Raw genomic sequence first — 13713 nt, forward strand, 5'->3', positions numbered from 1 at the left:
CGGATGTATTATAAAAAAGTAAGATATACATATATTACTGTCGATGACGCGTTGCCATTGTTTGTAGAGAGTGTCGGTTATAATCCACAAGAAGAAGATTTTTCAAGGCCGAATGGGTATCCTTACTATCACTGGTTACAAACCGTTGAAGGAGAAGGAAGATTTACGTTTAATGGGCAGGAATACCGCTTGCCAAAAGGACATGGAACGTTGTTGAAGCCCTATACGCCCCATTCCTACTGGACGAGTGGAAAACGGTGGTCAACGGTTTATATTACGTTTGGGGGAGCGTCGGTTGTTTCGATTTTAGATGCGTTAAAGCTTAATTTTTCTACGCTGTATACGGATATGGAGAGTTTGCCGTTTGTTGGAATCATTGAAGATATGCTGCAAAAGATTGAAGCAGAAACGGAATTTTCAAAGCTTGATTTATCTAGCTCGTTATATCATTTTCTAGTGAATTTACGGAAATATGGAAAGGTCAACAACCAACCATCCCTTTCGCATTTTTATGAAAAAGTGCGGCCGATTGTCGAGTGGCTTGAAACCGTTTATGCCGAGGATATTGGCCTTGATGATATTGCTCAATATTCAAATGTTAGTTCGCAATATTTGAATCGTCTATTCCAAGACACGTTTTCAGTGAGTCCTTATTCCTTCTTGATTCAAGTTCGAATTCGTAAGGCAAAAGAGATATTAATTCAAAACCCAGAAATCCCGCTTAAAAATGTCGCCTTCTTAGTTGGGTTTAATGATAGTAGTAATTTTGTGGCGACTTTTAAGAAAAAGGAAGGAATCACCCCGAAGAAGTACCGTGATTTATATTATAAAAAATAAGGTATCAACCTGTCCTTGGTGGCGGGTTTTTCTATTTCCTTTTACTTTATGAACGCTTAAAAATAAAATAAATTGAGTAAAGAAAGTTTCATATTTTTATATAAATAAAGAATTTATTCATACAATTCAGAAATGATATCGGTTACAATATGCTTAATTAATTAAATTAAGTTAGTCAAAACGTTAGTTTATTAGGGGCTAAGACTGTTTGGGTATAAAGAGAAAGATATGAAACTTGTTAAGGTGGTGACGTGATGAAAATTACCCATTTAGAATGTTTTATTGTACCGCCACGGTGGTGTTTTTTGAAAGTGGAAACGGATGAAGGCATTGTTGGCTGGGGGGAGCCTGTAATTGAAGGACGGGCACATACAGTGAAGGCTGCAGTCGAAGAACTATCGGAGTATCTCATAGGCAAAGATCCACTGAGAATTGAAGACCATTGGAATGTGTTATATCGCTCAGGCTTTTATCGTGGGGGGCCCATTTTAATGAGTGCCATTGCGGGGATTGACCAAGCTCTTTGGGATATTAAAGGAAAATACTTCAATGCTCCAGTTTACCAATTACTAGGGGGAGCATGTCGAGAATCGATCCGAGTGTATTCTTGGATTGGTGGAGATCGACCTAGTGATGTTGGTAAGGCAGCGAAAGATATTGTAGATGCTGGCTTCACAGCGGTGAAAATGAACGGAACGGAGGAACTTCAATACGTTGATTCATACGACAAAATCGATCGAGCTGTCGAACGAATTGCTGCGGTTCGAGAGGCTGTAGGAAATGACATCGGAATTGGTATTGATTTTCATGGACGGGTCCACAAGCCAATGGCCAAAATCTTGGTAAAAGAACTAGAACCTTATCGCCCGATGTTCATTGAAGAGCCGGTTTTACCAGAAAACAATGAAGCGCTAAGAGAGATTGCTCAACACACGCATATTCCGATAGCAACGGGAGAAAGAATGTTTTCAAGATGGGATTTTAAAGGCCTTTTGACAGATGGTTATGTGGATATCATTCAGCCGGATCTTTCACATGCAGGTGGAATAACTGAATGCAAAAAAATAGCCTCTATGGCTGAAGCATATGATGTTGCGCTTGCGCCTCATTGCCCACTTGGACCGATTGCTTTAGCTTCATGTTTACATGTTGATGCAACCGCTCACAATGCCTTTATTCAAGAGCAAAGCTTAGGCATTCACTACAACGAAGGTAGTGATTTGCTAGATTATTTGAGTGATCCATCTGTGTTTGATTATGAAGATGGTCATGTGAAAATACCACAAGGTCCTGGACTGGGGATATCCGTTAATGAAGAGAAGGTTCGCCAGTTAGCTACTAAAGGACATCAATGGAAAAATCCAGTTTGGCGTCACCGTGATGGTTCTGTAGCAGAGTGGTAAAAGCCAAACATCATTCGTTTTAAGGGGGGCTTAAATGGATGTTGTAACAGTGGGAGAAACGATGGTGTTGTTTACACCAATCTCAAAGGGACAATTAAGAAACGCTCATACATTTTCGAAAACATATGCAGGGGCAGAGTCGAATGTTGCGATTGGTTTAAGTCGGTTAGACCATCAGGTTGGCTGGATCAGTCGTGTGGGCCATGATGAATTTGGAAAGTCTGTTCTCTCTTTTATAAGAGGGGAAGGGGTCGATACGAGTCAAGTTCAATTAGACAGCGAAGCGGCAACAGGCGTGTTTTTTAAAGAAGTAAGAAACCCTAAGGATGTTAGAGTCACTTATTATCGTAACGGATCGGCCGCTAGCAGAATGAGTGCGAATGATTTGGATGAAGAGTACCTAAAAAAAGCCAAGTACCTGCATCTTTCAGGCATCACCCCAGCATTAAGTGCTAGCTGTTATGAAATGGTGAAAGAGGCGATTCGCATAGCGAAGAAGCACTCGGTAACGATTATTTTTGACCCGAACGTAAGAAGGTCGCTTTGGTCAGAGGAACAGGCAAGAAGAACGTTGCTCGAAATTGCTGAAAATGTTGATATTATTTTGCCAGGTATTGATGAAGGAGCGTTTTTACTTGGTGAGAAGGAACCAGAAAAAATCGCAAAACGTTTCTTGGAGCTTGGCCCGTCTTTAGTTGTGTTAAAAGTAGGAGCAAAAGGTGCTTATTACTTTACCGAAACAGAAAGCAAGCTCGTCCCAGGGTACCTAGTTGAACATGTTGTTGATCCGGTTGGTGCAGGAGATGGTTTTTTAGCAGGGTTCACTTCTGGCTTATTAGATGGTTTGCAAATAGAAGAGGCAGTGCAAAGAGGAAATGCCGTAGGAGCCATGGTAACAATGGTTGAAGGCGATGTTGAAGGGTTGCCTGATAAACAAGAAATTGAGGCATTTATCAAACCTAATATAGAAGATGTTCAGAGATAAGGAGGGTGAAATGGAGCTCATACAGCAAATTCAGGAAAATGCAATTGTAGCGGTTATTCGCGGGGCGAAGCCATCTGACATGTTGAAGATTGCCACAGCGCTACGCGAAGGGGGCGTGAAAACACTAGAGATTACGGTAGATACACCGAAGGTCATGACCTTAATTGAAGAAGTGTCAACTGAGTTAGACCAAGAGGTGATTGTTGGAGCTGGTACGGTGCTTGATGCAGAAACCGCAAGGATGGCGATATTGTCTGGTGCCAAGTTTATTTTTTCTCCAACTGTGAATGTTGATTTGATCAAATTGACAAAGCGTTATGGAGCTGTGAGTATACCAGGTGCGTTAACGCCTACTGAAATTTTAAAAGGCTATGAAAATGGTGGAGATATAATTAAAGTGTTTCCTGCGAATGCATTCGGGCCAGCATACATTAAAGATATTAAGGCACCATTGCCGCAAATTCCTCTGATGCCAACAGGGGGAGTCAACCTTGAAAACATCGGGGAGTACATGAAACATGGCGCTGTTGCTGCGGGTGTTGGAAGCACACTCGTGAACACACGGGGCGATTTGACAAAAGAGCGCTTAAGGGAAATAACAGAAACTGCAAGGCAAATGCTTGCGAGAGTGAAGCAGGCAAGAAGTTCTTTAAATTGAGCTACTATCTTTATTAAATTAATTAAGACGGTTCATTGAAAGGGGTGATGTAACAACATTATTTGTAAGGGTTTTCAATTTAAAGTAACCAAACAAAGGGGGAGTTTTAAAATGAAGATGAAACATTTCTTACTTGCAATTGTATTAATGATGTTACTAGCAGCTTGTTCAGGTGGCGATAGCTCAGAAGAAACGGGTTCTCCTAGTAATGGAGGAGATGATACTGAAACAGGTGAATTATCAGGAGAAATTAAAGTAGCAGCATGGAATTTAGCGGCAGACTCTTTGACGGAGACGGCAGAAAAGTTTATGGAAGAGTATCCAGGAACTACAGTAACTGTTGAATATGTGTCAAGTGATTATGATAGCATTATTCCTCCATTGACGGCTGGTCAAGGAGCGCCAGATATTATGCAAATTCAACAACGAGATTTTCCTAACTTTATGCATGTATTTGAAGGACAGTTTGTTGATATTTCTGATCGTTTAGGTGAGCAAGAAGCTGAATTTGCTGAAGTTGCGATGAATCTAGTGAAAAATGATGAAGGAATCTATGCTCTTCCTTGGGATATCGGACCTGTAGGGCTTTACTATAGAAAAGATTTCTTTGAGCAAGCAGGTGTTGATCCAGACTCAATAACAACATGGGATGACTTTATTGAAGCAGGACAAAAAATTGACGCGGAATTAGGCGTGAAAATGTCTGCACACTCGTTAACGAATGATGACATTGCTGAAACATACAGAATGCTTATGAACCAATTAGGTGGCGAGTATTATGACGAAAATGGAAACATCCAAATTGTAAGAGAAGAAAACATCCAAGCGATGCAAATGTTTAAGAATTTTGTTGATGCAGATTTATATGTGCAAGCACCAACATGGGATGATCGAATCCGTGCTTTTGCCAATGACCAAATTGCAACTGTGTTATTCCCAGTATGGTATGCAGGTACAATCAAAACTCAAGCGGAGGATCAAGAAGGAAAATGGGGCATTATGCCAATGCCAGCATTTGAAGAAGGTGGCCCGAACCAATCCCATTCCGGTGGTTCTGCTCTAGCGATTTCGTCACAAACGCAAAATGAAGAGCTAGCATGGGCATTCATTGAATATACGCTTATGACGAATGAAGGTCAAGATGTTCAAATGGAGTATGGGTTATTCCCTTCTTGGCAGCCATACTATGAAACAGAGAAATTTAAAGAAGTAGATGAGTATTTTGGTATTTCTTTATCGGAGTTCTTCGGTGAAGTGTCAACAGATATCCCAACGATTGACTATGGACCATACTTTAGAGATATTAACTCAGCTATGGTTGAAGCCATTGGAGATGTTGTTATCGACGGAAAAGATATTGAAGAAGCATTAAGAGATGCGGAACAACGTGCAGCTAGTGAAACAGGTCTTGAAATTGTAGAGTAATTGGGAAAAATGGTGTCCCTGGAGGAGAGGCTAAACCAATGAGCAGAAGCTCACCTCTTCTCTTTAGGGGATCACTTATTGGAGGTGTCACGATGGCAAAAGCAGATGTGAGTCCCAAGAATAGTAAAGGTGATTTGAAAATGAAGAAAAAACGTAGTGTGTTTAACGTAAGTCCATATTTATTCGTTGCGCCATTCTTTCTAGTATTTGCAATTTTTATGCTCTATCCGGTGGTCTATTCTTTTATTTTAAGTTTTAGTACATGGCGAGCTGGAGAAATGACATTTGTTGGACTAGAAAACTACAAAAGGTTGTTTTCAGATGCTCTCTTTTGGAAGTCACTAGGAACAACGGGCCTCATTTTAATAGTCCAAGTACCAATCATGCTCGTATTAGCAACAATTGTGGCTTCGACATTAAACTCAGACAAGTTAAAGGCGAAAGGATTATTTCGTTTAGGCTTTTTCTTGCCGGCGTTAATTGATTTGGTTACGTATGCCTTAGTATTTTCATTGATTTTTAACGAAGGATACGGATTGATTAATCAAGCGTTAGGATTAATGGGGTTAGGACCTATTCAATGGTTCTCTGATGGAATGTGGGCAAAAATTCTAATCATTATTGCCGTAACATGGCGCTGGACTGGTTATAACGCGATTATTCTTCTGTCAGGTTTGCAAACCATTCCAAAAGAGTTATATGAATCGGCCAGCATTGATGGAGCTGGAAAAGTAAAAAGCTTCTTTATGATTACGGTTCCGTTGCTCAAACCAGTTTTACTATTCTGTGGGATTTTATCAACAATTGGAACGCTTCAATTATTTGCCGAGCCATTTGTCTTAACAGGTGGAGGTCCAAGAAATGAAACAAGTACGGTCATCCTTTATTTATATGACAAAGCTTTCGGCTCATTTAACTTTGGATTAGCTTCGGCGGGTGCGTATGTGGTCACAACGATCATTGCCGTTTTATCTTATTTCCAAGTGAAAGCTTCAAAAGGGGGGGAAGTATAAAATGAATCAGCGACGCGAATTTAACAAATTGCTTTTATATGTGTTCGCCATCATTGGTGCAACGATTTCTGTTTTCCCATTTTATTGGATGTTTACAGCTTCGACATTGCAGGAATCTCAGATTTTTAAGATACCCCCAACATTAATTCCTAGTACGAACTTCTTTGAGAACTTATCAAGATTACAGGAAACATGGCCGATTTGGAGAGCATTATTTAATAGCTTGTTCGTTTCCGGGGTGACAACGGTCAGTACCGTTTTCTTCTCCGCACTAGCTGGATTTGCCTTTGCGAAATACAAGTTTAAGGGCAGGGAACCATTGTTTTATATGGTGTTGTTAATCATGATGGTACCAACCCAAATCATGCTCGTTCCGATGTTTATCATTATGATGAACTTCAATTGGATGGATAGCTATTTGGCGTTAATTGTTCCATTTTTAGTTACGCCGTTTGGAGTTTTCTTAATGAGGCAGCAGATGATGTCATTTCCAACGGAGTTAATTGAGTCAGCACGGATTGATGGGTGTAGAGATTTTGGGATCTTCTTCCGTATTGTTCTTCCGACGATGAAGCCTGCGTGTGCAGCGCTTGCGATTGTAACCTTTATGCAGCAATGGGGCAACTTTATTTGGCCATTAGTTGTTGTGAACTCAAGAGAGATGTACACATTGCCACTATTACTATCGATGATGGTTCAGCCAGGACAAACGGTACAATATGGACCGGTCATGGTAGGGGCGGTTATTGGCTTAATACCAATGTTGATTTTGTTCCTTGTCTTCCAAAAGAGCTTTGTTTCAGGTGTATTTGGAGGTTCGGTTAAAGGTTAATGAACAGAAAGGATGGTTTATGTATGAAGGGAAGAAATGACTGGGAAAATGTCGCAGTGCTGCAGAAAAATCGGTTACCAGAACGCTCTTACTTTATTCCTTACAGCGATGTTCCATCTGCACTAACGTGTGAACGAGCAAATTCTCCATATATTCAATCGTTAAATGGGGTCTGGAAATTTCACTATGCCCAAACGCCAAATGAATCTCCGGCTTCCTTTTTTGAGACAGCTTATGATGTTAGTGATTGGGATGATCTTGTCGTCCCGTCCAATTGGCAAATGCATGGGTATGGAAAACCCCATTATACGAACAAACAATATCCGTTTCCGGTCGATCCGCCGAGGGTTCCAACAGAGAACCCAACAGGCTCCTATCGCCGTGAATTTTATATCGACAGCGAATGGGTAGATAAAAAGGTAATGATCCGCTTTGAAGGAGTCGATAGTGCCTTTCATCTATGGGTAAATGGAAAAGAAGTTGGCTATAGTCAAGGAAGTCGAATTCCTGCTGAATTTGATTTAACGTCATGTATTCAAGAAGGAAAGAATACTCTTTCGGTAAAAGTCTATCAATGGTCCGATGCTAGTTATATTGAGGATCAAGATATGTGGTGGCTTAGTGGAATTTTTAGAGATGTCTATTTGCTTGCGCGACCAACTGTTCACATGAACGATTTCTTTGTAAAAACGATGCTAGATGAGAATTATGCTGATGCAACGCTGCAAGTGGAGGCTTCTTTTGACGATGCGGCTTCGTCTTTAGAGAGATATCAGGTGGAGTTTTTATTGCTTGACCAAAGGTTAGAAATCGTAAACGAGTGGCAATGCCCTGCCGCCGTTTTGGCTAATGATCGAATTGACGTCCCGATTCACAATCCTAGAAAATGGACGGCAGAAACCCCTTATCTTTACCAGTTAGTGATGAGTGTGAAAGATCACAAAGGCGAGGTCTTAGAAGTCATTCCAACAAAGGTGGGTTTTAGATCAGTTGAGTTAAAGAATGGGCTGTTCTTGTTTAATGGAGTTCCTATTAAGCTAAAAGGGGTCAATCGGCATGATCATCATCCGGATTTGGGCAGGGCGATTCCTTATGAGGCGATGGTAGCGGACGTCAAGCTGATGAAGCAATCCAATATCAATGCAGTGAGAACCGCTCATTACCCAAATGACCCGGTGTTTTATGACCTTTGTGATGAATACGGTCTTTATGTCATTGATGAAGCGGACTTGGAGTGTCATGGTTTTGAATACATTGGAGATCCCCATAAAATAAGTGATGATCCCGAGTGGGAAGAGGCGTATCTTGACCGGATGAAACGGATGGTAGAACGCGACAAAAATCATCCTTCGATCATTATGTGGTCACTAGGAAATGAATCGGGTTATGGCCGAAATCATGACGCAATGTATCAATGGACGAAGGAAAAGGATCCGTCAAGACTCGTCCATTATGAGGGAGAATGCCGGGTTGTCATGAATGAAGGCAAAATGAATCCGGAGAGAGAGCCTGTTTCGTCCGATCTTTTTACGACGATGTATACAGATATTGCTATCATTGAACATTTAGGAAAACGCAACGATTTACAGAAGCCACACATTCTTTGTGAGTACGCCCATGCGATGGGAAATAGCCCAGGGGCGTTAAAGGAATATTGGGAGACGTTTTATCGCTATGAAAGGCTCCAAGGTGGATTTGTTTGGGAGTGGCGAGACCACGGAATCCGGCAGTTTACAGAGAGTGGAGAGGAGTACTTCGCGTATGGTGGTGATTTTGGCGACCAACCGAATGATTCCAATTTTGTGATGGATGGGTTAGTCATGTCAGATCAAACGCCATCACCAGCGCTGTATGAATACAAAAAAGTTCTTGAACCCGTTGTAATCGAAGAGGTTGACCGTGCGAATGGAACATTCAGCATTAAGAACAATTATGACTTTCTTTCTCTAGATCATCTAACGTTACGTTGGACAGTTGTAGCTGATGACCTTGTTGTTGCTAGTGGAACTCTTCCTCTTGATCAGATTGATCCTCGTGAAGTCTCTGTCATTACCGTTCCTTATTTTATATCTTCTTTTAAAAAGAACGGAACGGATTATTGGTTGAATATGACGATCACGTTAGCGGAGGATACGAAATGGGCCAAAGCGGGATACGAAATTGCCTGGGCGCAATTTGAGCTATTACAGCAAAAAAAGGGCGATATAAAACGGCCAACAGCCAAACTCCTTGAAACATACGAAACGAGTCATGAGTTTGTCGTTTTGGGGAATGGGTTTGAACTATCCTTTAATACGGCTACAGGTCAATTAAGCTCATGGACCTACGGCGGGGTTAGTGTCATTGAGAATGGTCCCAAATTAAACGTTTGGCGCGCGCTTATAGATAATGATATGTATACAACAGGTCAATGGAAGCCTGTGAGCAACAAAGAGATTTGGGAAAAAGCAGGGTTACATTGGTTGCAGCATCGCCTTGATTCATTTGACTATAATGTAGATTCAAAGAACGAGAGCGTAGAAGTAAAAGTTCAGACACGGATTGCTCCTCCGAAGTTAGGTTGGGCTCTTTTGACCACGTATACGTACACGATTTATGGAAGCAGTGATGTTCTTTTACAAGTTGATGGCAAATTTGAAGGAGATCGACCAAAGACGCTGCCGAAAATTGGCCTTCAAATGAAGCTACCGAAAGCACTTGACACGGTTTCGTGGTATGGACTTGGTCCAAATGAAGCGTATGTTGATAGCAAGCTTGCGGCACGAACGGGCATTTGGTCAAGTAATGTGGACGGACTTTATACACCATATGCTTATCCGCAAGAAAATGGAAATCGTCATGAAGTAAGATGGGCTTCGTTTACGAATCAAAATGGCGTGGGGCTAATCGCAACAGGTATGCCGCAATTTGATTTTAGTGCTCATTATTACTCCATGCACCAGCTAGATCAGGCTGCACACACATATGATTTGCAAAAGGAAGACGAGATTACAGTAAACATCGATTACAAGCAGCATGGACTCGGATCAGCTAGTTGTGGACCGGATGTCCTTAATAAGTATGAACTAGTAAGTGAGGACTTTGCCTTTGTGGTTCGGTTAACACCTTATGCTAGAGCGGAGATTTCACCGATCCAATTAGCGAAAACGAATCTGTAGGAACGAAAATACAAAAGGTTGTAGGGAGTGGGCAAACATGAAATCAGTATCTGAAGTTCTTCCAAATATGTCTTACGGCGGGGACTATAACCCGGAGCAATGGTCAGAGGATGTATGGTATGAAGATGCTAGATTGATGAAGCAGGCAGGGGTTAACCTTGTGTCAGTCGGAATCTTTAGTTGGGCTATGCTAGAAAGAGAAGAAGGCGTGTTTGATTTTGAATGGCTCGATAAAATTTTAGATATCCTTTATGATCATGGGGTAAATGTTTGTTTAGCAACAGCAACAGCTTCAACTCCGGCATGGATGGCAAAGAAATACCCCAATTCACTTGCGGTCGATAAGCACTTAGTTCCTTATTCGATTGGATCAAGGCAGCATTATTCGCCAAATAGCAAGGATTATATTAGACATATTCGGATCATTGTGCGCAAATTGGCTGAGAGATATAAGGACCATCCAGGCTTAAAAATGTGGCATATTAACAATGAATATGCTTGCCATGTTTCTGAGTGTTATAGCGAAGAATCAACCGTTGCCTTCCGCGATTGGTTACAAAAACGTTATGAGACCATTGATGAACTAAATGATCGCTGGGGAACAAGCTTCTGGAGCCAACGTTATAATAACTGGGAGGAGATTGAACTTCCGCGCAACCCAGCAACGTTTGTGAATCCAGGACAAAAGCTAGACTATAAACGTTTTATGGATGATGCGATCTTCCATCTATATAAAACAGAGAAAGCCATTGTCAATGAAGTGACTCCAGATGTTCCTGTGTTTACAAATTTTATGATTGATTTCAAGCCACTTGATTATTTTAAATGGGCAAAAGAGCTCGATGTCGTCACATGGGATTCGTACCCAGATCCAAGAGACGGGGTACCTTACACACACGCGATGTGGCATGATCTGATGCGAAGCTTAAAGCAAGGACAGCCGTTTTTCTTAATGGAGCAAGTAACGGGTCAAGTGAACTGGCGTGATATAAATTTATTAAAAAAGCCAAATGTCATGAGGCTTTGGAGTTACTCTACGGTAGCACGTGGCGGAGATGGCATTATGTTCTTCCAGTGGAGACAAAGCAGAGCAGGGGCAGAGAAGTTCCATGGTGCGATGATTCCACATAGTGGCGAAGAGAGCCGAATTTATCAAGAGGTCAAGCAGTTAGGAAATGAACTAAAGAAGCTTGACTCCGTTATAGGAACAAGAGTACCAGCAAAAGTAGGGATTGTGTTTGATTGGGAGAATTGGTGGGCAATTGAATTAGAAGGAAAGCCAAATAACAACCTCGATTACTTGCAGCAAGTTCAATCCTATTATAAAGAGTTATATACACGTAATATTTCAGTTGAGTTTGTTCAAGCAGGTGATGATTTATCCAAATTTGAAGTGGTTATTGCCCCTATGTTATACATGGTGAAGCCAGGAGATAGAGAGAATCTCGAAAGCTTTGTATCCAGAGGCGGAACATTACTCGTTTCTTATTTTAGCGGCATTGTCGATGAAAATGACCGCATCCACCTTGGTGGCTATGCATCGCCTCTTAAAAAGTTGTTAGGCATTTCTATTGAAGAGTTTTCTCCTTATGCAGAAGGAGAGAAGAGCTATATTTTACAAAATAGCGAAAAAATAGAGTGCTCTGTTTGGACGGATATTATACACTTGGAAAAAGCAAAGGCTTTGGCTACATTTGGAAAAGAGTGGTACAAAGGAATGCCAGCTGTGACACAGAACCAATTTGGGCAAGGGAAAGCGATCTATGTTGGCACTCAACCTGAACCGGGTTATATTGGTAAGCTTCTTGAAACGGTCACAGCAGAAAAAGGCATCAAGCCATTGATTGCTCAAACCCCACCAAATGTAGAAGTGTTAGAGAGAAATTCCAAAGAAGCGAAACATGTCTTTATCTTGAACCATAATGAAAATGATATTGTAGTAGATATGCCTACTGATAAAAAATATATCAACCTACTAACGAATGAAGAAGTGCAAGCCTCTGTTCAGGTAAAAGCAGTAGACGTAGCGATCTTAAAAGCGCTATAACGATGAATAGATGCCCCTTCTTCTGCTAGGTTAGATTAATGTAAGAGAATCAGCTCCTTTAAAAGGTGAAAGTTTAAAGGAGCCTTAAAGAGAAGGAGGGGCTTTTTATGTCCAAGATTCAAATGACCGGTAGCTTTCAATGGATGAAAACGTTAAATAAGTCCACGATATTAAATACCATACGACTCCATAGCCCAATATCAAGGGCTGAAATAGCGAAAAAAACCAAACTGACTCCGCCGACGGTTACAAATATTGTGACGGAATTAATCAAAGCCAATTTAGTAAGAGAAAGCAAGGTTGGCACGTCTCAAGGCGGCCGTAAACCGATTCTTTTAACGATCAATGATCAACACTCGTTTATCGTGGGAATTGATGTAGGCGGACATATTGTTCGCGCGGTTGTCACAGACCTTAATGCAACGATCAAAGCAAAGTGTGAGCTTGAGCTTCCAAAACAGCTGACAAATGACCTCTTGCTTGAGACCATCACAGAAGCTGTTGGTGCGGTCATAGAGGAATCCAAGGTAGGAAAAGAAAAAGTGATTGGCATTGGCATTGGGATGCACGGGATTGTTGATCATATGAAAGGAGTGGCTGTCTTTGCGCCAAACTTTCATTTAAGTGATATTCCGATAAAAGACACCGTCGAACAGCACTTTCAAATTCCGACTTTCGTTGAAAACGATGTACGTGCATTAGCGCTAGGAGAAGCGTGGTTTGGGAATGGCCAAGGAATTGATAGTGTGATCTGTATTAACATCGGTGTGGGAATTGGTGCTGGAATTATTTTAAACAATGAATTGTATCATGGGCAAAATGGCATTGCTGGAGAATTCGGGCACATGATCGTTGATATTAACGGAAAGCCATGTTCCTGTGGCAGCTACGGTTGTTTGCAAACGATCGCAGGTGGAGGCGTTTTACGGGAGCGTGCTTTACAATCTGAACGAAATACAATGCTATTAGAAAAAGCGGATCATAATCCAGATGCCCTTGATGGAGCTCTCATTTACCAATGTGCACAAGAGGGGGATGACTTCTCAATGCAACTGTTAGCAGAAACAGGTAGGGCAATTGGAGTAGGTGTCACAAATGTCATCAATTTAATTAATCCAACACGAATTATCGTTGGAGGCGGAGTTGCAAAAGCCGGAGACTTTGTGTTAGGACCGTTACGCGAGGTAGTTAAGCAGCGTGCGCTCACATCCGAGGCGCGTGAAACGGAGATCATTCAGTCCAAATTGGGTGATGATGGAACCGTCATCGGTGCCGCTACGCTCGTGTTAAAAGATTTGTTTAGCCCGCAAGTGTCATAGGAATGAAGCGTTTCCAAATACTTTTGATAAAAGGCT

At 41.5% G+C, this 13713-nt stretch carries 10 protein-coding genes; all 10 read left to right on the plus strand.

What is annotated here, in order from left to right; genetic code table 11:
* Nucleotides 1–3 precede the first annotated feature (3 nt).
* Nucleotides 4–837, plus strand: a complete 834-nt coding sequence (locus tag LQ50_RS13185; RefSeq protein ID WP_052144746.1) for an AraC family transcriptional regulator — start codon at nt 4–6, stop codon at nt 835–837.
* Between the two features lie 254 nt (nt 838–1091).
* Nucleotides 1092–2240, plus strand: coding sequence for a galactonate dehydratase (gene dgoD, locus LQ50_RS13190; protein WP_034630091.1), 1149 nt, complete (start codon nt 1092–1094; stop codon nt 2238–2240).
* Nucleotides 2241–2274: 34 nt separating this feature from the next.
* Complete coding sequence (locus LQ50_RS13195; protein ID WP_034630092.1) at nt 2275–3225, plus strand: sugar kinase; 951 nt, start codon at nt 2275–2277, stop codon at nt 3223–3225.
* Nucleotides 3226–3235: 10 nt separating this feature from the next.
* A complete protein-coding gene (locus LQ50_RS13200) occupies nt 3236–3883 on the plus strand; it encodes a bifunctional 4-hydroxy-2-oxoglutarate aldolase/2-dehydro-3-deoxy-phosphogluconate aldolase (protein ID WP_034630094.1) in 648 nt (215 codons plus the stop codon).
* A gap of 111 nt (nt 3884–3994) precedes the next feature.
* Nucleotides 3995–5308 (plus strand): ABC transporter substrate-binding protein, encoded by a 1314-nt coding sequence (locus LQ50_RS13205; protein ID WP_034630095.1) that lies wholly within the window; start codon nt 3995–3997, stop codon nt 5306–5308.
* A gap of 92 nt (nt 5309–5400) precedes the next feature.
* Complete coding sequence (locus LQ50_RS13210) at nt 5401–6321, plus strand: carbohydrate ABC transporter permease (RefSeq protein ID WP_237563709.1); 921 nt, start codon at nt 5401–5403, stop codon at nt 6319–6321.
* A gap of 1 nt (nt 6322) precedes the next feature.
* On the plus strand, nt 6323–7153 hold the full coding sequence (locus LQ50_RS13215) for a carbohydrate ABC transporter permease (protein ID WP_034630097.1): 831 nt from the start codon (nt 6323–6325) through the stop codon (nt 7151–7153).
* Nucleotides 7154–7176: 23 nt separating this feature from the next.
* Complete coding sequence (gene lacZ, locus LQ50_RS13220) at nt 7177–10311, plus strand: beta-galactosidase, LacZ type (RefSeq protein WP_034630098.1); 3135 nt, start codon at nt 7177–7179, stop codon at nt 10309–10311.
* A 37-nt stretch (nt 10312–10348) separates the two neighbouring features.
* Nucleotides 10349–12358: a beta-galactosidase gene (locus LQ50_RS13225; RefSeq protein WP_034630100.1), complete on the plus strand. Its 2010-nt coding sequence runs from the start codon at nt 10349–10351 to the stop codon at nt 12356–12358.
* Nucleotides 12359–12465: 107 nt separating this feature from the next.
* Nucleotides 12466–13677 carry an ROK family transcriptional regulator gene (locus tag LQ50_RS13230; protein WP_052144747.1) on the plus strand — a complete coding sequence of 404 codons (1212 nt, stop codon included), beginning with the start codon at nt 12466–12468 and terminating at the stop codon, nt 13675–13677.
* Nucleotides 13678–13713: the final 36 nt, after the last annotated feature.

The sequence above is a fragment of the Halalkalibacter okhensis genome (genome assembly GCF_000787375.1).
In the GTDB taxonomy this organism is placed as follows: Bacteria; Bacillota; Bacilli; order Bacillales; family Bacillaceae_D; genus Halalkalibacter; species Halalkalibacter okhensis.